General features: G+C 48.6%; 21 protein-coding genes. 17 read left to right on the top strand and 4 right to left on the bottom strand.

Features of this window, described 5'->3' with window-relative positions; all coding sequences use genetic code 11:
• Positions 1-19 precede the first annotated feature (19 nt).
• On the bottom strand, positions 20-1,399 hold the full coding sequence (locus DXA87_RS01045; RefSeq protein WP_117503022.1) for an MATE family efflux transporter: 1,380 nt from the start codon (positions 1,397-1,399) through the stop codon (positions 20-22).
• A gap of 390 nt (positions 1,400-1,789) precedes the next feature.
• Between DXA87_RS01045 and DXA87_RS01040 the strand changes: the two genes are divergently transcribed.
• From DXA87_RS01040 to DXA87_RS17860, 9 genes are all read left to right on the top strand, one after another.
• The gene (locus DXA87_RS01040; RefSeq protein WP_117503021.1) at positions 1,790-2,635 is read left to right on the top strand and encodes a LysR family transcriptional regulator; all 846 of its coding nucleotides are present in this window, start codon (positions 1,790-1,792) and stop codon (positions 2,633-2,635) included.
• A 244-nt stretch (positions 2,636-2,879) separates the two neighbouring features.
• Positions 2,880-3,212: a hypothetical protein gene (locus DXA87_RS01035; protein ID WP_015554964.1), complete on the top strand. Its 333-nt coding sequence runs from the start codon at positions 2,880-2,882 to the stop codon at positions 3,210-3,212.
• Complete coding sequence (locus DXA87_RS01030) at positions 3,158-3,592, top strand: AP2 domain-containing protein (RefSeq protein WP_117503020.1); 435 nt, start codon at positions 3,158-3,160, stop codon at positions 3,590-3,592. Before DXA87_RS01035 ends, DXA87_RS01030 begins: the two co-directional genes overlap by 55 nt.
• A gap of 788 nt (positions 3,593-4,380) precedes the next feature.
• Positions 4,381-4,524, top strand: coding sequence for a hypothetical protein (locus DXA87_RS01025; RefSeq protein ID WP_117470627.1), 144 nt, complete (start codon positions 4,381-4,383; stop codon positions 4,522-4,524).
• Entirely contained in the window at positions 4,505-5,221 is a 717-nt protein-coding gene (locus tag DXA87_RS01020) for a class C sortase (RefSeq protein ID WP_158552987.1), read from the top strand. Before DXA87_RS01025 ends, DXA87_RS01020 begins: the two co-directional genes overlap by 20 nt.
• Positions 5,222-5,298: 77 nt before the next feature.
• Complete coding sequence (locus tag DXA87_RS01015; RefSeq protein WP_117503076.1) at positions 5,299-7,134, top strand: isopeptide-forming domain-containing fimbrial protein; 1,836 nt, start codon at positions 5,299-5,301, stop codon at positions 7,132-7,134.
• A gap of 46 nt (positions 7,135-7,180) precedes the next feature.
• A complete protein-coding gene (locus DXA87_RS01010) occupies positions 7,181-8,185 on the top strand; it encodes a hypothetical protein (RefSeq protein ID WP_117515815.1) in 1,005 nt (334 codons plus the stop codon).
• A gap of 39 nt (positions 8,186-8,224) precedes the next feature.
• Positions 8,225-9,067: an LPXTG cell wall anchor domain-containing protein gene (locus DXA87_RS01005; RefSeq protein ID WP_117503017.1), complete on the top strand. Its 843-nt coding sequence runs from the start codon at positions 8,225-8,227 to the stop codon at positions 9,065-9,067.
• A gap of 30 nt (positions 9,068-9,097) precedes the next feature.
• Positions 9,098-9,265 carry a hypothetical protein gene (locus DXA87_RS17860; RefSeq protein ID WP_015554957.1) on the top strand — a complete coding sequence of 56 codons (168 nt, stop codon included), beginning with the start codon at positions 9,098-9,100 and terminating at the stop codon, positions 9,263-9,265.
• A gap of 182 nt (positions 9,266-9,447) precedes the next feature.
• On the opposite strand, the gene lysS is transcribed toward DXA87_RS17860, so the two are convergent.
• Positions 9,448-11,388 (bottom strand): lysine--tRNA ligase, encoded by a 1,941-nt coding sequence (lysS, locus tag DXA87_RS01000; RefSeq protein WP_117503016.1) that lies wholly within the window; start codon positions 11,386-11,388, stop codon positions 9,448-9,450.
• A gap of 97 nt (positions 11,389-11,485) precedes the next feature.
• Positions 11,486-11,968 carry a transcription elongation factor GreA gene (greA, locus tag DXA87_RS00995; RefSeq protein ID WP_015554956.1) on the bottom strand — a complete coding sequence of 161 codons (483 nt, stop codon included), beginning with the start codon at positions 11,966-11,968 and terminating at the stop codon, positions 11,486-11,488.
• Between the two features lie 327 nt (positions 11,969-12,295).
• Between greA and DXA87_RS00990 the strand changes: the two genes are divergently transcribed.
• The 6 genes from DXA87_RS00990 to DXA87_RS00965 all read left to right on the top strand — a co-directional run bounded on the left by DXA87_RS00990 (position 12,296) and on the right by DXA87_RS00965 (position 18,193).
• Complete coding sequence (locus DXA87_RS00990; protein WP_015554955.1) at positions 12,296-12,514, top strand: hypothetical protein; 219 nt, start codon at positions 12,296-12,298, stop codon at positions 12,512-12,514.
• Between the two features lie 374 nt (positions 12,515-12,888).
• Positions 12,889-13,533: a DUF4317 family protein gene (locus tag DXA87_RS00985; RefSeq protein ID WP_117470633.1), complete on the top strand. Its 645-nt coding sequence runs from the start codon at positions 12,889-12,891 to the stop codon at positions 13,531-13,533.
• A 46-nt stretch (positions 13,534-13,579) separates the two neighbouring features.
• On the top strand, positions 13,580-15,130 hold the full coding sequence (locus tag DXA87_RS00980; protein WP_348982189.1) for a DNA methylase: 1,551 nt from the start codon (positions 13,580-13,582) through the stop codon (positions 15,128-15,130).
• Positions 15,127-15,549 carry a hypothetical protein gene (locus DXA87_RS00975; protein WP_015554951.1) on the top strand — a complete coding sequence of 141 codons (423 nt, stop codon included), beginning with the start codon at positions 15,127-15,129 and terminating at the stop codon, positions 15,547-15,549. The genes DXA87_RS00980 and DXA87_RS00975 overlap by 4 nt, the downstream gene beginning before the upstream one ends.
• Before the next feature lie 190 nt (positions 15,550-15,739).
• The gene (locus tag DXA87_RS00970; protein ID WP_117503015.1) at positions 15,740-16,921 is read left to right on the top strand and encodes an iron-containing alcohol dehydrogenase; all 1,182 of its coding nucleotides are present in this window, start codon (positions 15,740-15,742) and stop codon (positions 16,919-16,921) included.
• Between the two features lie 429 nt (positions 16,922-17,350).
• A complete protein-coding gene (locus DXA87_RS00965; protein WP_117484590.1) occupies positions 17,351-18,193 on the top strand; it encodes a DegV family protein in 843 nt (280 codons plus the stop codon).
• 360 nt (positions 18,194-18,553) lie between these two features.
• Here the strand turns inward: DXA87_RS00965 and DXA87_RS00960 are convergent, their stop codons facing one another.
• A complete protein-coding gene (locus DXA87_RS00960; RefSeq protein WP_117503014.1) occupies positions 18,554-19,486 on the bottom strand; it encodes a TIGR01212 family radical SAM protein in 933 nt (310 codons plus the stop codon).
• A gap of 361 nt (positions 19,487-19,847) precedes the next feature.
• On the opposite strand from DXA87_RS00960, the gene DXA87_RS00955 reads away from it, so the two are divergent.
• Together DXA87_RS00955 and DXA87_RS00950 are read left to right on the top strand one after the other, a co-directional pair.
• Complete coding sequence (locus DXA87_RS00955) at positions 19,848-21,134, top strand: galactokinase family protein (RefSeq protein WP_117484588.1); 1,287 nt, start codon at positions 19,848-19,850, stop codon at positions 21,132-21,134.
• The gene (locus tag DXA87_RS00950) at positions 21,131-22,108 is read left to right on the top strand and encodes a TAXI family TRAP transporter solute-binding subunit (RefSeq protein WP_158552986.1); all 978 of its coding nucleotides are present in this window, start codon (positions 21,131-21,133) and stop codon (positions 22,106-22,108) included. Before DXA87_RS00955 ends, DXA87_RS00950 begins: the two co-directional genes overlap by 4 nt.
• Positions 22,109-22,268 lie beyond the last annotated feature (160 nt).

Raw genomic sequence — 22,268 nt, 5'->3', positions numbered from 1 at the left:
CAAAAAACGCTTTAAGCTTTTATTCCGCCCTGCGGTTCTCAACCTCGATCCGTTTCAGCTCAGGCATGATCGTGATCAGCATCGTGAGAATGCAGGCGGTTCCGCCGATGACATTGGAGACCGGCTCAGCGAGGAATACGCCGTCGGTTCCCATATGCATGACGTAGGGGAGAAAGTAGGTCAGCGGTACAACGATGAATACCTTGCGGAGCAGGGAGAAGAAGATCGCAAAGACCTTCTTATTCAGGGATTTAAATACCGCCTGACCGATGTACTGGAGGTCCATAAAGATAAAAGCTGCAAAATACATGTTCAGCGCAGGAACCGCATCCTGGATCAGCGCCGCGTCCGAGCTGAAAATACGGATCAGCGTTTCCGGGATGAGGATGATCATGCTCCACATGACGGCCGTGTAACCGAAAACGAGGAGACTCATGATCAGAATGGATTTCCGCACGCGTCCCGGTCTGCGGGCACCATAGTTGTAGCTCAGGATCGGGGAAGTTCCCTCTACCATGGCGTGAATCGGTGTCTCGACAAGCTGGCGCACACTGGAGATGATGGTCATGACAGAGATATAGATATCGCCGCTGGTGACGGAAAGGATATTGTTGCAGCAGATCGTCACGAGGCTGTTTGTTAGCTGCATGATAAATCCGGCCGCGCCGAGGCTGAGGATATTTTTCGCATGTCCGGTACATTCCGGGATCTCATTTTTATGAAGGAACCGCAGCTTTAACTCGGATTTTTTCGTGAGGAAAAACAGGACGAAGGCGGCGGACAGGCACTGGGAGATCACGGTGGCGATGGCCGCGCCGCGGACACCGAGTCCGAGGGCAAAAATAAAGAGCGGATCAAGCACCAGGTTTGTTCCGGCACCGATCGCGACGGATAACATGCCGATGCTGGAGTAGCCCTGGGCGTTGATAAACGGGTTCATGCCGACCGCGATCATTGACGGCAGGGTTCCGATCAGATAGAGCATCATATACGGATAAGCGTAAACGATAGCATCAGCGGAAGCGCCGAAGAGGATCAGGATCGGGCGGGCAAAGAGGAAGCCGACCGCCATCAGGATCACCGCGCAGACACAGAGCATTGTAAAAGAAGTGTTCATAATGCGCCTTGCTGTGTCAGGGTCCTTTTTCCCGCGGAAGATCGAGAAGAGCGGTGCACCGCCGGTTCCAAAGAGATTGCTGAAGGCTGTGATGATGACAATGATCGGAAAGCATAAGCCGACCGCGCCGAGAGCGGCTGTTCCGATCTCCGGGATCCGCGCGATGTAGATGCGGTCCACGATATTATATAGAAGGTTTAAGATCTGGGCAATCAGCATGGGGAGCGCGGCTCCGAGGATATTGCCCGTTATGGTTCCGTTTTCAAAATCAATACGTTTCATATGTATGGTAGCTTTCCGTTACTTTTCATGGGTAGGAATTTTCTGAACTGAAAATTCCGTATGATACCGTTATGACCGCGGATTTTGCCGATTCGGAATGCGAAGCATCGGCAAAATCCTGTTACAGTGCGCGGGCATGGAGTGCCCGTGTACTGTAACAGATTTCCTGTAACGATTTGATCCTTTCTAAATTTTTTCTTGCGGTTCAAGTATAGCATCCCCTATAATATATGTAAATTATTGTTTTTGTATAGAAATACAATAAAAATTATATAATACAAGAGAATTTTTACATTCAGACCATGATTGTTATGATCCGGGATCAGGATCCCGCAATTCGTACTGTTGCGGGAGTGGAGGTCTGCAGATCACCGGTCAGAAGGAGAGATTATGGAGATCAGACAGTTAGAATATTTCCGGGCCATCGTTGACGCCGGAACCATCAGTGGGGCGGCGAGGGAGCTTCATATGACACAGCCGCCGTTAAGCTACCAGATGAAAATGCTGGAGGAGGAACTTCAGGTGCCGCTTTTTATCCGCGGTATGAAGCATATCACACTGACGGAGGCGGGAAAAACGCTCTACGAACAGGCGGGAAAGATCCTGATGCTCTCGGAGGTAACGAAGCGGGAGGTCATAAAATCAAGTCAGGCGGCGACGATCCATATCGGAATGACTCCGTCCACCGTGTCCATGATGTCCCATTACCTGATGCGTTTTGCAAAAAGCCATCCCAATATCCATTTTGATATCCACGAGGGATCCACATTCACGATGAGGGATCAGCTTGAGAACCGGATCCTTGACCTCACGACCCTGCGCACGCCAATTACGTTAAGGGGCTGTGAGACGAAAACTCTGGCCGAGGAACGTCTTCTCGCCATGGCAGTTCCGGAGTTTCCTCTTTTAAAAGGACGCACATCGCTCCATCTGCAGGAGCTCTCGGAACAGCCCCTGATTCTGTCCCACCGGTTTCAGAAATATATCGCCTCGAAGTTTGAGGAGGCGGGACTTGTCTGCGATATCTATCTTGCCTGTGAGGATGCGAGGACCGCGATTACGATGGCGGAACGGGGAATGGGGATCGCGATCCTGCCGACTTCGATGCTGGAATTTTCTGATAAGCTGAAAGCATGTGAGGTCAGTGATGCTGATTTTACAACAGAGGTCCTTCTCGCCTGGAGAAAAAGTCGAATTTCGTCGGAAATACAGGAATTTCTGGAATTTTGGAATTGAGAAATGTATTCGTGGAATGCATGAATCTTGAAAAAATCTTGCGAGCAGCTTTTGCAGGCAGATTAGACGAGTGATTTTCAAAAAAACATGCGGTCCTGGAAGCAGACTCGCAGATCGGATACTTTTTTAAATTAACTTTAGAAAGCGTAAAAAGTATGAAAATTTCATATAAGAACGATGAAGGATCGTCTAAGACAAGCCGTCCATGACATAATACACATTATGTCATGGACGGCTTTTTTGAATGAAAAAATGTATGATCGGAAAACGATACGGAAGTCTCGTGGTAATTGAAAAAGTGAAGATTTCAGGGAAACCGAAAACCTATTGGCGGTGTCAGTGGGACTGCGGGAATACATGCACCGTAGAAGATTCACACCTGAAAAACGGACATACGAAGAACTGTGGCTGCAGGAGACGGATCCGACTCCAGGAAAAACGCCTTGATCTCACCGGACAGCGGTACGGCAGGCTTGTGGTTCTGGGACCTGCAGCGGAGCTGACAGAAAAAAGGAAGGTACGATGGAGCAAAGTGGATCGTCCGAAGGTGATCGCGCGGATCGTCCGGGCAGGATGAGTGACTACTGGCTTTGCCAGTGTGACTGTGGAAAACAATGCATCTGCCAAAAAGAGAATCTCCGCTCCGGGGTCACAAGAAGCTGCGGCTGTCTTCAGGAAGCACAGAGAAAGGTAAATATGAAGAAAACCATCCATTTTATGGACGGAACCTGTGTGGAGCGGATCGCGTGCAGAAAGACATTTTCCAATAATACTTCCGGTCATCGCGGAGTATACAGAAGAGAAAACAACCGATGGAGAGCATCCATTGGCTTTCAGGGAAAGTCCTACAATCTTGGCAGCTTCGCAACCTATGAGGAGGCAGTTCAGGCGCGGCTGGACGCGGAAAAGCGGTTATATGATCCATTTTTAGCGAAATATCGCGAAGAAAATTCCTGAGGACGCAGGGGGATCACAATACTGATAAAAACACTTCCAACCGCAGGAATACCGGGCAGCTTTGCTACATAGAATGCAGTTTAGGGAGTGATTTTTATAAATTTTTAAGGAGCAAGGGGGAAAGGAGGAGCTTTGTGAGCATACAGAGGCAGAAGAATCCTGTGTGCAGCAATTGAAATATTGACTCACAGTAACTGTTCGACAGAGATACAGTTACGATCCACGATTCAAAGAAGGAGGAAAAGAGAGATGAAGAAGCGCGGAATGAAAAAACGTGTTATGGCAGCACTCATGACGGCCTGTATGGTCGTTGGGTCTGTGCCGGGGGTGTCGTTGGCGGATGTGTCAGGTGAACCATCTGGTACGCTGACACCGGCTGCAAAGAAATATAACTTTGATGGAACAGCGTCAACAGCTACAGATCCGGATATTGAGCTTAACAAGACAGCTGCATATAACGGAACATTTACTGAGAACGGTCAGACAGAACTTACAAAGACCTTTGAGGTTGGAACGAAACTCACGCTTGCGGATATTCCTGCATCCAAGGGTAAGAGCAGCAGTTACAGCGATCAGACTTGGGATAAATTCCCGGTTGGATATATTGTAGGAAAAGATGGAACGACCTTCACGATCACCTACAAGTGGAGATCAAGCGGCAGTGGCAGTGATTATGACTATAGCACCTCCACAAGAGGCAAAGCCACAAACGTAGCTGGTAAGTCCGGACGTTGGATCTTAGAGGGCGGCGAGTTCACGGAGGATAACGGGACAACACAAGAGGACACATGTACACCGGCTGGCATGAGATCGACGGCAAGTGGTATTACTTCAACACAGCATCCGACAAGGGAACACTTGGCGCAATACTTGCGAACACCACAACACCGGATGGATATCAGGTAGATGCAAATGGAGCATGGATCCGGTAATTCCGGCAGGAAACCTTCATGGCTCACCGGGCGCGGGATCCTCATAGCAGTCATGTTTCTTTTGGGACTGGGAATCTTTCTGTACCCGCATATCTGTGACTGGTACTATCAGTATCAGTTCAACAAGGCGATCGCGGCGTATGACCGGTTTCAGGGGATCGACTGCGAAGGAATGATCCAGGCGGCCAGAGAGTACAATGAAAGACTTGCAAAGAAAGAGGAACAGTTTCTGGTTCCCGCAGAGGAACGGGAGGAGCTTGACCACCTTCTGGATCCATGGGAAACAGGGATGATGGGATATGTGGACATTCCGAAGATCGGGGTCCACATTCCCATTTACCACGGAACGGAAGAGCGGGCGCTTCAGTCGGGCGCCGGTTTCTGGTATGGGACAAGCCTGCCGGTGGGCGGTGAAAATACCCATTGTGTGCTGGCCGCCCATAACGGTCTTGTGAAGGCGAAACTGTTCACTGACCTGGACAAACTGGAAGTGGGAGATCGGTTCACTCTGGATGTCTTAAACGAGACATTCACGTATGAGGTGGATCAGATCCTCGTAACACTTCCGGAAGAGACGGAAGAACTTTATGTCCAGAACGGAAAAGACCTTGTGACGCTTTATACCTGTACTCCGTATGGGGTAAATACCCACAGGCTCCTTGTCCGCGGACACCGGGTAACAGAACCGGAAGAATGATGGAAAAAATGCGCCGGTTCACAAAAAAGTGAAAACGGAGCTTTTTTCGACGTAAATTGACATGGAGGGAATCGAAAATGAAAAAGAAAATGAACAAGGTTTTAGTAGTCTGCACAGCGGCAGCAGCGATGACAGCATTTTCAGGAACCGCTTTTGGGGCAACTCTCGATCTGGAGTCAAAGACAGCGGTTGCTGACGCGAAGGATGGAGCCGGGGATATCCAGGAGGCCATAAATCAGATCTCGGGGAACGGAAATAAAGATGGGTGGACCATCAAAATAAAGTCTGGTACATATGACCGATTTACAATTCCGGCAGATTTTAAGAACATCACGGTTGAGGGAGAGAAAAACAGCGTTATTCAGGTGATGAATGCGTCAGTGGCAGACAACCTTTCAGATGCTGGCGGAATTAACGCGTTTGGCAGTAATATTACTTTAAAAGGACTTACAATTGATGCTGGAAATGTACCGGCTGAAGAGGGAAAGTTTACAGCAGCGGTTTCCAATCACAATGGCGCAGTAGGTGGAACTGGCTTTTCTCTTCATGTTGAAAACTGTACGATTAAGGGAACAGATTCACAATTTGCGGATGGTATTTTATTTGACAGTCCGGGATTTGATGTGAAAAATTGTAAAATTTCAGGTTTTAAGCAGGCAGTTGAATTCTTTGGAGATAATTTTGTAGTTCCGGAATCTGGAAATATGGTCAGTGGGAATACGGTCCGTGACTGTAGCTTTGCTATTCATGGATATTTTGGCGGCGGCTCGGATGGCGGAGTGCTGAGTTTTAAGAATAATAAGGTAACCGGTACGGATGATCTGCGCGCCAAAGTAGTGATTCAGGATCTGAGTAATACAGGGGCCGTTCGCGCGGATATCTCTGGAAACACATTTGTGAATGCACTTGTGGGACTTGTGAATCTGAGAGAAAACGGGAAAACGATCTCACCAGTATTGACCTCCAATGAGATGGGCGTAAACAGTTTTTATGTTGAGGCGGTGGAGCCGGGAACCATTGAATTTTATGCGACATATCATGCGCCGGAGAACAGCGAAGGCTGCTGGAGAGTGACAGGAATTGAAGATTTTGGCATTGATGCCGGATTAAATCCGGATGGATCCAAAGCAAAGATCGAGGAGTTGGTGGATGCAGCGAATGAAAGTGGATCCAGAACGTTGAGCATTACGGGAATTGATGAAAACAATCTGATCAAAACGTTCACTTATTTTAAAGATGGAATTTACTGGGACAGCGATAAGGAAAGTAAACCGTCGGTGGACAAAAAAGCGGATGGTCAGGACCGTATCGAGGCAGCAAGGCCAGGAGATGTTATTTCTTTTACACTGGAATCCAATCTGCCGCAGTCACTGTCAGCGCAGGTAAAAAGACGTACTCCAAATGACGACAGACCAGATGATGACAGACCATATATTATAGAAAAGAAGTCTTATCAGCTGATATTCCATGATAAGATGAGCAGTAATCTTTCTCTTAATCAGGCTACATTGAAAGTCGAAATCATGAATAATGGAAAGCTTGTGGAACTGCCGGAGAAATATTACATGGTGCGTACAGATCTTGAAGGTGAGACTTTCCGGGTAACAGTAGGACTTGTGGCAGCGTTTAATGATGGTCAGATCTCGTATGATCAGCTGAAGAATGCGGCACAGATCGTCGTATCTTATGACGCAACGGTAAAAGACAGTGTTATCAATGGAGACAAGGTGGAGAACCGTGCATGGGTCAACGACAGCGAAGAGGATATCGTTGACGGCCCGGTCATCGATCCAGATGTTCCGTCCACCGGTGGAGTTGGAACAAAAGCCTTCACAGCAGCAGGAATCGCCCTGATGGGAGTTGCAGCAGGTGCTGTGATCGTGACAGGTAAGAAAAAGAAAGAAGAACAGTAATTCAGACTTTTCGGATTGTTGCTAGTTATGAGAACGAGGTAGAGACATGAAAAAATCATGGAAAAGTTTCATGACCGTCACCGCAGCCGCTGCTGCGATGACGGCTGCCATGGCATTTTCTTCGTTGGCGGCTGTGGCGAAGGTAGATGATGACCTTCCGGAAAACCGTCATATCGTATCGGTAGCTTCCGGCGGATATGAGACGGGATTCCAGATCAAGGCGGCTCATGGCGCGGACATCTACGAGACGACAAGTTATCCGATCGATAAAAAGGCAGACGGCGAGGATGAGATCGGAACCGTAAGTCAGGGAAAGAAGATCGAGTTTACACTGAACTCCAGTCTTCCAAAGCTGCTTGCACGCTATGTTGTAACGGCATCCAACGCCTCACCGGCAAACTCCGCAAGGGAGATTCGCAAAGTCCGCGTACATAGTGCGTCCGGCGCGGGAATAGTCCGCGTACACAGTGCGTCCGGTGCGGAGACAGTCCGCGTGTACAGCGCATCCGGTGCCGGAAGAGCGGGAAGCGTAATCAGGGACAACTACGACAATGAGATTGCCAGACAGTTCCTTTTAGCAGATGAAAAATATGCGATCCCGGATTCTGTTGTGGAGACCATGGTCTTCCACGATGAGATGAACCGGTATCTGAAGTTTATCGACGGTACGCTCCGTGTGACTGCGGGCAGGGATGGAAAAGAAGTTCCTTCCGGGTATTACACGGTAACAGCCAGTGGTTCCAACGCATTCCGGGTTGAGGTTGATCTTGTAAACCTCTTTAATACCGGAATCATCGATTATGAAGATCTGACGGGTGAAAATCCGATTACAGTGACCTATGAAGCGGTCGTGACAGACGACGCGATCCAGGGGGACGAGCTGTTTAACGAAGCCTGGGTCAACGATGGAGAACATGACTCCGTGGAAGGTGCGGTCCTCGATAAGAAGGTTCCGTCCACAGGCGGAATGGGACGGGGAATGTTCACGGGTCTTGGACTCCTGTTTATGGGCACAGCGGCAGCAGCAGGGAAGAGAAAAAGAAGCATGTAGATCAGATACAGAAATCGATGTAGAAGGAAGGAATCCAAGATGACAGGAATTCGGAAAAAGAATAAGATCCTGGGCTTTATTTTTGCCGTGCTTGCGGTATGGATGGTGATATTTCAAAATCCGTCCTACGCGGCACAGCGGTGCAGCCTGAATGTAAAAACAGAACAGGCCGGAATGACGGTATATCTCTATCGGGTTGCAGAAAAACAGGCGGGTGTCTATGTACTGAATGAGAATTTTCAGGCTTCCGGCGCGGATGTTTCCGGAGGAGGCTCCAGAGAGGCTGCGATCACTCTGACAAATTTTGTGAAGGCGCAGGGGACCCAGCCTTACCGGACCGGAACGGGAAGCGGAAAACATGTGTTTTTTCGGAATCTTCCGGATGGAGAGGCTCTCTACCTTGTGACGGGGGATCCGCTGACCGTTGGCGGCAAGACCTACATTCCGGCACCGGTTCTCGTGGAAGCGGGCGGTGCCGCGGCGGAAGCAGATATCAAGTGTGATATTGAAGAACCGGAAAACCCGACAAACCCAACGGAACCCACAAACCCGACGGATCCATCGAATCCGACCTCTCCGACCCGTTATTATGATGACAGCGATGATGACGACTGGGATCCGACTCCGAATAAGAAGCCGACGATCACAACAGCGGCTGACGAGACGGTGACGATCACAGATGCGGAGACACAGTCGGAAACCAGAGTGGAGGAGAGTACGGCAGAGAGTGAAACAGAGACATCTACGGAGACAACCGTGGAGAACGAAAAGAAGCTTCCCCAGACAGGACAGCTGTGGTGGCCGGTAGGGATCCTGCTCTCCGCAGGCGCGGTCCTTCTGGCGGCAGGTCTTGTGATGAAAAAGAGAAGTAAAGAAAAATAAAAAATTAAAGAGAAACATGAGGATACAGATATGAAAAAGAAAACGCTTCATCCCTCCGGATTTACAAGCAAATGGAGAGCATACTCCAGCACCACAACTCCGCCGACAGAACCGGGACGTTATACCATGACAGTCGTTGTCCTTGGCGGTAACTATCTGGCCTCCCCGATCAACCGGTCCTTCCAGATCACGAAGTAGAACGGCTGAATGGTAAAATCGCGGGTCCTGTAACCCGCGATCAGGAGACATTCATATGAAAAAAGTACGCATCACATTCCCGTTATCAGATCAATGGCGATGTGATGCGTATTTTAATGTAAAAAGAATGTGCCCAGGCGGCTCCGTAAGGAACCACCCGGGCACAGTAGATTGTTTCGTTATTAGTACAACTTTGCACCGGCCGGGATTCTGTCATCGACCATCAGGAGGTTCAGTCCCTCATGGCCATCTTTCTCATGGACTGCTGAGATCAGCATACCTTCGGAATCGATTCCCATCATCTTTCTCGGCGGAAGGTTCACAATCGCGATTGCTGTCTTTCCAACTAGCTCTTCCGGCTCGTAATACTCGTGAATACCGCTTAAGATCACGCGGTCCTTGCGCTCTCCGTCGTCCAATGTGAACTTCAGGAGTTTCTTGGACTTCGGTACCGCTTCACAGGCTAAAATCTTAACTGCGCGGAAATCGGATTTTGCGAATGTTTCGAAATCAACCATTTCTTTGAAGATCGGCTCGATCTTAACGTTGGAGAAATCGATCTTCTCAACAGTCTTTGCTGCCGGAGCGGCTACGGAAGACTTGGAAGATTTTTTGTCGGAATCTAAGGACTTCATTGTCGGGAAGAGCAGTACGTCACGGATCGCCGGGGAGTTTGTAAATAACATAACAAGACGGTCGATACCGTATCCGATACCACCGGTCGGCGGCATACCGATCTCAAGGGCATTTAAGAAGTCCTCGTCAGTGGTATTTGCCTCGTCATCACCGGCAGCAAGTGCTGCTTCCTGTGCTTTGAAACGCTCTCTCTGGTCGATCGGGTCGTTTAACTCGGAGTATGCGTTGCACATCTCACGGGCATAGATATAGAGCTCGAAACGCTCAACCTGCTCCGGGTGACCCGGTTTCTTCTTGGTAAGCGGGGAGATCTCGATCGGATGGTCTGTGATGAAGGTCGGCTGGATCAGGTGCTCCTCAACGAATTCCTCGAAGAAGAGGTTGATGATGTCGCCGCGGACATGACGATCCTCGTAGTGAACGCCCTTCTCATCTGCTAATTTCTTTGCTTTCTCAGTCGTAGTGATCTCATTGAAATCAATACCGGTATATTTTTTGATCGCGTCGATCATGGTAAGGCGCTCGAACGGCTTTCCAAGGTTGATCTCGACATCTGCGTACGGAATCGTTGTGGATCCGCAGATCTGCTTTGCGATATGACGGAACATATCCTCTGTGAGATCCATCATTCCCTGGTAATCCGTGTATGCCTGATATAACTCCATAAGAGTAAATTCCGGGTTGTGTCTTGTATCAAGACCTTCATTACGGAATACACGGCCGATCTCGTAAACGCGCTCCATACCGCCGACGATGAGTCTCTTTAAGTAGAGCTCAAGGGAGATACGAAGCTTTACATCCTCGTCGAGAGCGTTATAGTGTGTCTCGAACGGTCTCGCGGCAGCACCGCCTGCGTTTGCGACGAGCATCGGAGTCTCGACCTCAAGGAATCCGAGGTCATCTAAGTATCTGCGGATGCAGCTGATGATCTTGGAACGCATAACGAATGTCTTCTTAACGTCCTCGTTCATGATCAGGTCAACGTATCTCTGACGGTAACGGGTATCTGTGTTTGTAAGTCCGTGGTACTTCTCCGGAAGGATCTGTAAGCTCTTGGAGAGAAGTGTTACGGAATGGGCATGAACAGAGATCTCGCCCATCTTTGTTGTGAATACAAAGCCCTTGATGCCGACGATATCGCCGATATCCATTCTCTTGAAGTCTTTGTAGGAATCCTCACCGAGGTCATCGCGGCATACATAGCACTGGATGTTGCCCTTGAGATCCTGGACGTTGCAGAAGGAAGCTTTACCCATGACACGCTTGGACATAATACGTCCTGCGATGGAAACTTCCTTTCCGTCATATTCTGCGTAATGATCCTTGATATCTGCGCTGTGAGCTGTCTGATCATATTTTGTGATCTGGAACGGGTCTCTGCCCTCTGTCTGTAACTCAGAAAGCTTCTCGCGGCGCACCTTTAAGAGCTGGTGGATATCCTGCTCTTTTGCATTTGCATTCTTGTTCTGATTCTGCTGTTCAGCCACTTTTCTATTTCTCCTTCACTGTAGTCTTTGTGTATGATCGATACGGTCGTGTACAGAATTTTCAGTCCGGAAGCTTCCCGTCTGTACACGGCGGCGATCAATCGACTCTTTTAATATCGAGTACCTTATACTGGATAACTCCGGACTGTGTCTCAACGTCAACAACGTCACCAACGCGTTTTCCGATCAGCGCGTGTCCGACCGGGGACTCGTTGGAGATCTTATTCTCAAGGCTGTTTGCCTCTGTGGAACCAACGAGCTTGAATTCCATCTCCTCGTCGAAATCGACATCGTAAACCTTTACGATACATCCGACGTTGATCTTGTCAAGGTTTACCTCGTCCTCAACAACGACCTCCGCGTTCTTTAACAGCTTCTCGAGCTCTTCGATTCTTAACTCAATATCTCTCTGCTCGTCTTTCGCAGCATCGTACTCGGCGTTCTCGGATAAGTCTCCCTGTTCTCTTGCCTCTTTGATCTTCTGGGCAATCTCACGACGGCGGTTTACTTTCAGATCCTGAAGCTCATCCTCGTATTTTTTCAGTCCTGCATAAGTTAAAATATGTTTCTTATCAGCCATGACGTCTTACCTTTCTTATTGTTTCGGGGCAGAATGACCCTTTATAATTTTTAGCTTTACATTCTCTGTATTATAGCGTGAACACTGGGGATTGTCAAGAAGACGAAAGGCTTTGTTTTTGAGGATTTTCACGGTATCTTTTGATAAAAAATGACTCGTATGGACAGAGGCTGCATCTTATTAGGAAGAAACAGAAAACAGGGAAAGGACAGGAAATAACAGACAAGGTAAAAACAGGAATAATTACTGATATTTACTTGATATCCTATCCGCGCTATGCTATAATCAGGTTGATCAAAAATATTTATGAGAAAGGAAGTTACCAATATGCAGTACGCGATTGCACATTTAGATCAGGACGGCAACGGAGATTCCGACAAGAATCCATATATTTCCGTAGATTTTGAAAATAACCTTGAGTCATGTCTTGAGGCGGCAAATATGATGGAGGATGAGGGATATAAGGAGATCACACCGTTTATCCTTGAGGATGAGGGAAAAAGCGGCACTTATACCTGGGAGTATGTGAGACAGCATTCCATTTAAATTTGGAAAAGAGAAATTGGGGAGATCCTGCGGGGCGTGTGAATGCTCTGCGGGGTCTTTTTTGTTGCGATGAAGTTGGAAGAGGCTGTCGGCAGCAGGTCCTGTAAGTCTTGTAAGAAGGAAAAGATAGAAAAACTTGACGAACATATGTTCTGATTGTATAATGGAGACATAAGATTTCAGGGAGAATTACAGGGAGGATTGAGTCTGGAATCGAGATAAACCATATTAGGAAAGCCGCAGAGACATTTAGTGGCCATGTATTAGTAAGGGATGTTGGTGACAGCTTCTGTAGGTTTTTTGGAGTGCTGGAAGATGACGGATAAGACTGAATAAAAGCTAAGACTAAATAACAGAGAAAACGGAGAAAATATATGAATCAGATCAACCGTGAGGATATGCTGGAGCTTACGAGAAGAATGACATTGAAGAGAAACTGCTTTGACCGGATTGCAGGGGCTTATCTGGATAGGGACGGGTTTGTAGACGGGACATTTAATAAGAATTTCCGTCAGCTCTCCCTGCCAGATCAGCAGAAGAATCTTGATATCGCGAAGACGATCCCGTTTTCGGAGACGAATGTGGCGTTGAAGGAATATGTCTTTTCGGGGGAGGAGAAAAAGCCCGGGAGTGTGTGGCAGCTGCTCTGCGCACTGCGGGAGTGTGAGCTGAAAAACGATGCACTGCTTGATATTTTTTATGAAGTGTTTGGGGAAAAATATCCGGCGTCGGGGGATTATGCGGTCTATTTCTTTCACGGGAATTATGATGTTCCGAGAAAGGCAAAGGATAAGGAAAGCCTCTGGGAATCGGAGGAAGTTTACCGGTTCCTGATCTGTGCGGTGTGCCCGGTGAGCGGAGATTATGAGCCGGGGATGCCGGTCTGCGGATTTATGTTTCCGGCGTTTAAGGACCGGGGACCGGATAATGGGCGGATCCAGGTGTTTGAAGCGGATCCGGCGCGGCCGCATAGGGATTTTTTAAATTTGATCTTGCCAGTGAGTGCATATATTTTGTGAAGGTATGTGGGGGAAATGGAAATTGATGTCGGAAGGGAGACGGGCTATGGCGGATAGAATGAGCAAGATGGATAGATCAAACAGAATTTACGCAGCGATCGATCTGAAGTCATTTTACGCCTCTGTTGAGGTGGTGGATCGAAAACTGGATCCGATGACGACGCACCTTGTCGTCACGGACCGGAGCCGGACATCGAAAACGATCTGCCTTGCGGTATCGCCTTCTTTAAAGGCGTATGGGATTCCCGGACGCGCGCGCCTCTTTGAGGTGGAGCAGAAGGTGGAAGAGGTGAACCGGGAGAGAAGGCGGCGGGCCCCCGGTGGAAAATTCACGGGAAGTTCCTGTGATGCGGTTGAACTGACGAAAAGACCGGATCTTGCGCTGGATTTTATCGCTGCGCCGCCGCAGATGGCCCACTATATGGAGAAAAGTTCACAAATTTACCAGATCTATTTAAAATATGTGGCACCGGAAGATATCCATTCCTATTCGATCGATGAGGTCTTTATCGACCTGACTTCCTATCTTGAGACATACCATATGTCGGCGCATGAGCTGACGACACGGATGATCCGGAATGTGCAGAAAGAAACCGGAATTACGGCGACTGCGGGGATCGGAACGAATCTGTACCTTGCAAAGATCGCGATGGATATTATGGCAAAGCACATCGAACCGGACGCGGACGGAGTGCGTATCGCAAAACTGGATGAGATGAGTTACCGGAGATATCTGTGGGGACACCGTCCGCTGACGGATTTCTGGCGTGTGGGCCGGGGATACGCGAAAAAACTGGAAGAACGGGGAATCTACACGATGGGGGATATCGCCAGATGCTCCCTCGGAAAGGAAAACGATTATTATAACGAAGATCTTCTGTACCGGATGTTCGGTGTCAACGCGGAACTTCTGATCGACCATGCCTGGGGGTATGAGCCGTGTACGATCACGGATGTCAAGGCGTACCAGCCGGAAAACCACAGCGTCGGATCCGGGCAGGTTCTTGCCTGTCCATATACCGTCCAGAAGGCAAGGCTCGTCGTGCGGGAGATGGCGGACCTTTTGGCTCTGGATCTTGTGGACAAAAAGCTGACAGCGGACCAGGTGGTCTTGACGGTGGGATACGATATCGAAAACCTGACGGATTCAAAACTCAGAAAGAACTACAGCGGGGAGATATCCACGGACCGTTATGGAAGACGGATCCCGAAACACGCCCACGGCTCCAGAAATCTTGGCGGGCAAACTTCCTCCACGAAACGGATCACGGAGGCGGTTATGGAGCTCTACGATGAGATCATGAATCCAAAGCTTCTTGTGCGCCGGATCGCGATTTCCGCAAACCATGTGGTCTGTGAGGGAACGGAACAGAAAGTGCAGGAGTACGAACAGTTGAATCTCTTTACCCATTACGGCACACAGGTGGAGCAGAAAAAGAAGGAAGAGGAAGAATTGGCGCGGGAAAAACGAATGCAGCAGGCGGTTCTGGAGATCAAGAAAAAGTTCGGAAAGAACGCGGTCTTAAAGGGAATGAATCTGGAAGAGGGCGCGACCGCGGTAAAGCGGAACAACCAGATCGGAGGTCACAGGGCATGAGTACATGGGAGAAATATCGGGATATGATCGATCTTCCATATCCGGGAGAATCAAAGCATACCCGGATGCCGGTGAGGGACAGGGCAGCCCAGTTTGCTCCATTTGCTGCGCTCACCGGATTTGGCGCAGTGTTAAAAGAGACGGAACGTATTACGGAAAAGCGGATCGAGCTGGATGAGTACGAGAAGGAAAAGCTGAATGAGAATCTGCGGCTTCTATTGGAAAAACAGGAATCCCGTCCGGAAATCACAGTAACCTTTTTTGTACCCGATGAAAAGAAGGACGGAGGAGCATATCGGACGATCTCCGGTCATATAAAGAGAGTGGACGAGGAGAGTCATTGTTTGATTTTAGAGGAAGGGGAAAGAATTCTGCTGGAAGATATTTTTGATCTCGCATTCACTGCTCATGAAAAGTAAAGAGAGACGATATAAAAATGTTATAAAATTAATAACAAAATACTTGCGTTAATTATTTAACAATAGTATAATGTTTATAGAACTTAGAAAAGCGAAGCGTGATTGGTTCCTGATAAAACCTGTGAAACACAGGTCGGAAACTTGAGATCCCTGTCTGTAATGACAGAATTGTGAAAGGAGAAGAGAGCGTATGGCAAGATTTACATTACCGAGAGACATTTATCATGGAAAAGGATGTCTGGAAGAACTGAAGAATCTGAAGGGAAAGAAGGCATTTCTCGTAGTAGGCGGCGGTTCTATGAAACGCCAGGGATTCCTTGACAAGGCTGTTCATTACTTAAAAGACGGTGGAATGGAAGTTGAAGTCTTTGAGGGCGTAGAACCGGATCCGTCGGTGGAGACCGTTATGAGAGGCGCGGAAGCGATGCGCAAGTTTGAGCCGGACTGGATCGTATCCATGGGCGGCGGTTCCCCGATCGATGCGGCGAAGGCGATGTGGGCGTTCTATGAGTACCCGGAGACTACATTTGAAGACCTGATCACTCCGTTCAGCTTCCCGGAACTGAGACAGAAAGCAAGATTCGCGGCGATTCCGTCCACATCCGGTACAGCTACAGAGGTAACGGCATTCTCTGTTATCACAAACTATCAGACCGGAGTGAAATATCCGCTGGCTGACTTTAATATTACTCCGGACGTTGCGATCGTAGATCCGGATCTCGTGATGGGACTTCCGGTGAAACAGGTTGCCTATACCGGTATGGATGCCCTGACCCATGCGATCGAGGCGTACGTCTCCACATTAAACGGACCGTTTACGGATCCGCTGGCACTTCAGGCGATCGAGATGGTTCTGGAATACCTTCCGGCATCTTACAATGGAAATACCCATGCGAGAGAGGAGATGCATTACGCGCAGTGTCTCGCGGGAATGGCATTCTCCAATGCGCTTCTTGGAATCGTTCACTCTATGGCCCACAAGACGGGAGCTGCGTTCTCCACCGGACATATTCCGCACGGATGCGCGAACGCGATCTATCTTCCGTATGTCATCCAGTATAACGCGAAGGATACCGTCGCAGCTGACCGTTACGCGGAGATCGCAAGAAGAATGGGATTAGAGGGAAGATCCAGACAGGCCCTGATCAACAGTCTCTGCGCGAAGATCAATGAATTCAATGAGAAGCTGAATATTCCGAAGACACTGAAAGAATTCGGTATCAATGAGGACGAATTTAAGGAGAAGGTGGACCGTATCGCGGAACTCGCGGTTGGCGATGCATGTACCGGATCGAACCCGAGAGAGATCGATCCTGCGAATATGGCGAAGCTGCTTACCTGCACATATTACGGAACTGAAGTTGACTTTTGACGATAATTTGAGATGCGGCTGTGAGGGTGCTAAGCAGCTGTTGGAAAGATTATCCGCATAATATAAATATTGTGGTGTAATCAGATCTTGTATGGAGATCGAATTGGGAAAATCTCTGCCGGGAATATCCGGCAGAGATTTTCTGTTTGCAGGTTACTGTTCACGCCTTGCGCAAACAGTAACTGATTTTGCCGATGCTTCGCATTCCGAATCGGCAAAATCCACTACCACCACTGTATTGTACGGAATTTTCAGTTCAGAAAATTCCTACCCGTGTACAGTAACGTTTCCAGGATATATCAAGCGAGGTTTTTCTATCATTCTATTGACTTTCTGTAGAAGCCACTCTATAATATATGGTATTGAATACTACATCACAGGGAAAAATAAATGAGAACTGTGATAGGGAATAGAGCTGGAGGAAGCAGTATGAATTATAGAATTATTGGGGATAGCTGCATGGATCTTACCGAGGAGCAGAGGAAGGACCCGCATTTTACCCTGATCCCGTTTACGCTTATGGTGGAAGACCACCAGTTTGTCGACGATAAGAATTTTAACCAGAAGGAATTCTTAAAGATCGTAAAGGAAAGCCCGGAGTGTCCGAAGACTGCATGCCCGTCTCCGGAGACATTTAAGGAAGCTTACTGCTGCGAGGAGGAGAATGTATTTGTTATTACGATCTCTTCCCACCTGAGCGGATGCTATAACAGTGCAGTTCTCGCAAAGAATCTTTATGAGGAAGAGTTTGGAACCGGAAAGAAGAATATCGTGGTGATCGATTCTGAGTCTGCTTCTACCGGAGAAGTAAATCTTGCGCTTTATGTTCAGGAACTCTGTGAGCAGGATATTCCGTTTGAAGAGATCGTAAAGAAAACTCTCGAGTACCGTGATAGACAGAAGACGTATTTCGTTCTGGAAACTCTGGATACATTGAGAAAGAACGGACGACTCACCGGACTTCAGGCGTTCTTCGCGACAAAATTAAACATTAAGCCTGTTATGGGTGCGGATCACGGCGTGATCATCAAACTGGATCAGGCCCGCGGAATCCAGAAGGCACTTCAGAGAATGGTGGAGATCGTTGTGAAAGATGCAGGAACAGTGGAAGATAAGTGTCTTACGATCGCTCACTGCAATGCGCCGGAACGTGCCCAGTATGTAAAAGAAAAATTTGAACAGGCCGCAAAGTTCAAAAAGATCATTGTGACCGAGACAGCCGGACTTGCTACCGTTTATGCAGGGGACGGCGGAATCATTGTGGCAGTGTAACTGTTCAGTAGGTCTGCGCACTTGCTGCGCTGACCGTAAGAAAACATAGGCTGGAAGGCAAAAATCCCATCAGCGAAGCTGATCGGGAATGGATTTTTGCACGTAACTATGAAGGTACTGAATAGTTACGTGGCAGTATAAATAACGGAAAAGAAATGAGAAAGGCGTTCGATCCACCCGGAGAAAAATCCGGATGATGGATTTAACGCCTTTTTATGTAGCAGGAAATTCCCTGTTACATAAAAAGGTACTGACGTGCCAAAGATGCGCACTCGCGCGAAGATGCAGACTGTCGCAAGCGACCGCGCGAGGCGCGGGAATGTACCAAGGCACATTCATTTTATCGAAATGAGAAAGCAGTTACAGGCCCATCCCTTGAAAAATATGATGTTCCTTTAAATATTTTGCAATGGAATTCAAAACCAGTCTTTTATTCCCGCTCCATTCCGGTGCGATCAGGATCGACTTTGGCCCGTCGCCGCTGATCCGGTGGATCACGGTTTCCTGTGGGAGGATTTTTAAACAGTCACCGATCAGTTCCAGATATTCCGGCAGTTCCAGTGTTTGAAACTTGCCAGATGCATAAAGATCGGCAAGATCCGTTCCCTTTAACACATGAAGGAGCTGCAGCTTGATCCCATCCACATGGAGCTTTCCAAGGTAATTTACAGTTTCCAGCATCTGTTCCCTCGACTCTCCGGGAAGTCCGAGGATCACATGGACGATCACCGTGAGTCCGGCAGCCTTTAACCTGCGGTAGGCATCCTCAAAAACGGGGAGCGCATATCCCCGGCGGATGAGTTTTGCCGTATCCTCATGGATCGTCTGCAGACCGAGTTCTATCCAGACTGGTTTTTCTTTATTTAACCGGGAAAGAAGCTCTACGGTTTCATCCGGGAGGCAGTCAGGCCGTGTACCGATGGAGAGTGCGCAGATCTCCGGGAGAGAGATTGCCTCAGAAAAGAGTTGTTTCAGATAGGAGAGTGGGGCATAAGTGTTTGTGTATGACTGGAAATACGCGATATAGGCAGCGTCATCTCCTGAGATCTTCCGGCTGACGCGGGCCTTCGCAAGGTCAGCCTGCTCTCTAAGGGATCCGGCCTGCTTTTCTGCAAAATCCCCGGATCCGCCGGCACTGCAAAAGATACAGCCGCCTCTTCCCAGTGTGCCATCCCGGTTTGGACATGTCATGCCGCCGTCCAGAGCGAGCTTATAGACTTTTTTCCCAAATATCTTTTTTAATTCATAGTCGAGAGAGTGGTACGGTTTGCCATTCCAGTCTGTCTGAAGCATAAAACAGATCCTTTCAAAAAATAAGTTTTCCTTGCAACACATATACGAGGTATTATATAATAATAAGAGGTTTCTTTTCAACCTGATTTCCGGAAAAGTTACTGCCCCTGCTTTGCGCGTAGTTACTGTTCACGCCTTGCGCAAACAGTAACTGATTTTGCCGATGCTTCGCATTCCGAATCGGCAAAATCCACTACCACCACTGTATTGTACGGAATTTTCAGTTCAGAAAATTCCTACCCGTGTACAGTAACTGTGGGTACAGTAACCCGGAAATCACAGCAAAGCTTCCGGACAAGGTGCCGGCTGTGAAGAAAATTAAAATATCCGCCAAAGCGGATCGAAAAGGAGAACTGGGGTTATGGATAGAGAAGCTGCAAAGAAAGCATTACAGAGCGCGAAAGCGACCGGATTTTTTACAGAAATGTATGGGGACGGTGCCGCTGAGAATGAAAAGCGCTATGAGCATGTTCTTGAGGGATTTGAAAAGTCATTCGGGGGGGATCAGGTGAGTCTTTTCACTTCCGCAGGACGTACCGAGATCAGCGGAAACCACACAGACCACAATAATGGAAAAGTTCTGGCTGGAAGCATCAACCTTGACTGTGTTGCCTGCGCGGCGGCAAACGGAACCGATGAGATTCACATTATCAGTGAGACATACAGCCAGAAATTCACGATCAATATCAAAAATTTAAAGCCGAGCGACAAGATGGCCGGAACCATCGACCTGACAAAGGGAATGCTGGCCGGATTTCAGGAGATGGGATATCAGATCGGCGGTTTCGACGCTTACATTACAAGCAACGTGATCAGCGCCGCCGGAGTCAGCTCCTCCGCTTCCTACGAAATGCTGATCTGTTCCATGATCAACGAGTTCTTCAATGACGGAAAAGTGGACGTCGTTACATATGCCCATGTCGGCAAATACGCGGAGAACAAATACTGGAATAAAGGTTCAGGTCTTCTCGACCAGATGGCATGCGCGGTGGGCGGCATGATCACCATCGACTTCAAGAATCCTTTAGAACCGGTTGTTGAGAAAATCGACTATGACTTCGGTGCTCAGGATCACAGCCTGATCATTGTCCAAACCGGAAAAGGTCATGCGGACTTAAGCGCTGAGTATTCCTCCATCCCGAATGAGATGAAGAGGGTGGCAGCCGTGTTTGGAAAGGAAGTCTGCGCGGAGATCACGGAACAGGAAGTGATCGAAAATGCGGCGAAAGTGAGAAAAGAGGCGGGTGACCGCGCGTTCTTACGTGCCCTTCACTTCTTTGAGGAGAACAAGCGTGTTGAAAAACAGGTTCAGGCATTAAAGGAGAACCGTTTTGACGAATTCTTAAGCCTGATCACTGAATCTGGAAATTCTTCCTGGAAATGGCTCCAGAACTGTTATGTTCCGGGATCTGAGGAGCAGGGGATCACTTCCGCGTTAGCACTCACAGAGTTATTTATTAAGGAAAAAGGCTGCGGCGCATGCCGTGTTCACGGCGGCGGATTTGCGGGCGTTATTATGGCGATGCTGCCGAATTCCGTGACAGACGAGTACATCGCTTATATTGAAAAGGCAATGGGAGAGGGAAGCGCATACCGTATGAGCATCCGCCCGTACGGAGCGGTATGCGTGGATGGATATATCGCATGAATCGGAGACACGCACGGAGCCTGATTCTTATAGCTGCCGCTTCCGGTGTATTGACTGCATGCTCAAAGCCGGATCCCGGTATGGGGGAGACGAGAAAACTCATTATGGGGACCTTCACTGAGGACAGCGTGACTGACCGGGCTGGAAAAGCCGTGGCGGCGACCATCAGCAACACAGTTCCCGGAGTCTATGTGGAGACCTGGCCGTCAAAAGGCGCCTATATGAATATAGAGCATCTGTTTGACGGGACATATGATCTCGTGATCGTTCCGGCTGGGGCAGCTTACGAGGCGTATACGGGAACCGGTGCCTGTGAGGGAGAAAAAAAGGAAAAACTTCGTGCAGTAGCGGCATGTTATCCGATCGTCTCCACGTGGATATCCCCGAAGAAACTGGGACTTTCGAAGGTACAGGAACTGAAGGGGCATCCGCTTGCCGTGGGAAATGAAGGTTCTGAGACGGCAAAGGTATCCGGAGAAGTGTTCGATGTCCTTGGAATCGACAAGGAGAACACGGAGATCTGGTATTATGGGATCCAGGGTGGAGCCGACGGGGTCCGGGACCAGTGGGCTGACGGGATCCATGCGTTCACGGAGTCCCCTGTCCCGGCTTACCAGGAGCTGGCGGCGGAGGATGGGATCCGGTTCTTATCCTACACGGACGAAGAACTGGATGAGATCTTAGACGGCCATCCGGAGTACAGTAAGATCAAAGTTCCGGCAGGAACTTATGAAAATCAGGACGATGAGGTCGGGACCTTCTGCGAAAAAGTCCTTGTCTGCGTGTCTGCGGATATGGATGAAGACCTTGTTCATGAGATCGCCTGGGCATTGGAGGTCAACGGACCGGTGTATACAGCCGGAGAACCGTTTATGCGGGCGATGGATGACAGGGAGTTCCGGGCTTCTAAGATCCCGATTCCGCTTCATGACGGGGCAAAACGGTATTATGAGGAGCAGGGATATTTCAAATAGTAATATATTCCGTAACTGTTCAGTAGGTCTGCGCATTTACTGCGCTGACCGTAAGAAAACTTAGAATAGAAGGCAAAAATCCTATCGGCACAGCCGATTTGGAATGGATTTTTGCGCGTAACTGTGAGGGTACTGAACAGTTACAATATCCCTCAAAATA

The sequence above is a fragment of the Desulfotomaculum sp. OF05-3 genome (genome assembly GCF_003435535.1).
Lineage (GTDB): Bacteria > Bacillota > Clostridia > Lachnospirales > Lachnospiraceae > Pilosibacter > Pilosibacter fragilis.
This window is presented reverse-complemented; position numbering and strand designations above follow the sequence as displayed.

What these genes read in the sequence shown, in the direction of transcription:
- DXA87_RS01025 (WP_117470627.1), top strand. Translation starts at nt 4,381, where the DNA reads ATGTACACCGGCTGGCATGAGATCGACGGCAAGTGGTATTACTTCAAC.
- DXA87_RS00975 (WP_015554951.1), top strand. Translation starts at nt 15,127, where the DNA reads ATGAGTACATGGGAGAAATATCGGGATATGATCGATCTTCCATATCCG.
- DXA87_RS00965 (WP_117484590.1), top strand. Translation starts at nt 17,351, where the DNA reads ATGAATTATAGAATTATTGGGGATAGCTGCATGGATCTTACCGAGGAG.
- greA (WP_015554956.1), bottom strand. Translation starts at nt 11,968, where the DNA reads ATGGCTGATAAGAAACATATTTTAACTTATGCAGGACTGAAAAAATAC.
- DXA87_RS00955 (WP_117484588.1), top strand. Translation starts at nt 19,848, where the DNA reads ATGGATAGAGAAGCTGCAAAGAAAGCATTACAGAGCGCGAAAGCGACC.
- DXA87_RS01010 (WP_117515815.1), top strand. Translation starts at nt 7,181, where the DNA reads ATGAAAAAATCATGGAAAAGTTTCATGACCGTCACCGCAGCCGCTGCT.
- DXA87_RS00990 (WP_015554955.1), top strand. Translation starts at nt 12,296, where the DNA reads ATGCAGTACGCGATTGCACATTTAGATCAGGACGGCAACGGAGATTCC.
- DXA87_RS17860 (WP_015554957.1), top strand. Translation starts at nt 9,098, where the DNA reads ATGAAAAAGAAAACGCTTCATCCCTCCGGATTTACAAGCAAATGGAGA.
- DXA87_RS01020 (WP_158552987.1), top strand. Translation starts at nt 4,505, where the DNA reads ATGGAGCATGGATCCGGTAATTCCGGCAGGAAACCTTCATGGCTCACC.
- DXA87_RS01035 (WP_015554964.1), top strand. Translation starts at nt 2,880, where the DNA reads ATGAAAAAATGTATGATCGGAAAACGATACGGAAGTCTCGTGGTAATT.
- DXA87_RS01015 (WP_117503076.1), top strand. Translation starts at nt 5,299, where the DNA reads ATGAAAAAGAAAATGAACAAGGTTTTAGTAGTCTGCACAGCGGCAGCA.
- DXA87_RS01045 (WP_117503022.1), bottom strand. Translation starts at nt 1,399, where the DNA reads ATGAAACGTATTGATTTTGAAAACGGAACCATAACGGGCAATATCCTC.
- DXA87_RS00980 (WP_348982189.1), top strand. Translation starts at nt 13,580, where the DNA reads ATGGCGGATAGAATGAGCAAGATGGATAGATCAAACAGAATTTACGCA.
- DXA87_RS01030 (WP_117503020.1), top strand. Translation starts at nt 3,158, where the DNA reads ATGGAGCAAAGTGGATCGTCCGAAGGTGATCGCGCGGATCGTCCGGGC.
- DXA87_RS00985 (WP_117470633.1), top strand. Translation starts at nt 12,889, where the DNA reads ATGAATCAGATCAACCGTGAGGATATGCTGGAGCTTACGAGAAGAATG.
- DXA87_RS00970 (WP_117503015.1), top strand. Translation starts at nt 15,740, where the DNA reads ATGGCAAGATTTACATTACCGAGAGACATTTATCATGGAAAAGGATGT.
- DXA87_RS00960 (WP_117503014.1), bottom strand. Translation starts at nt 19,486, where the DNA reads ATGCTTCAGACAGACTGGAATGGCAAACCGTACCACTCTCTCGACTAT.
- DXA87_RS01040 (WP_117503021.1), top strand. Translation starts at nt 1,790, where the DNA reads ATGGAGATCAGACAGTTAGAATATTTCCGGGCCATCGTTGACGCCGGA.
- DXA87_RS00950 (WP_158552986.1), top strand. Translation starts at nt 21,131, where the DNA reads ATGAATCGGAGACACGCACGGAGCCTGATTCTTATAGCTGCCGCTTCC.
- DXA87_RS01005 (WP_117503017.1), top strand. Translation starts at nt 8,225, where the DNA reads ATGACAGGAATTCGGAAAAAGAATAAGATCCTGGGCTTTATTTTTGCC.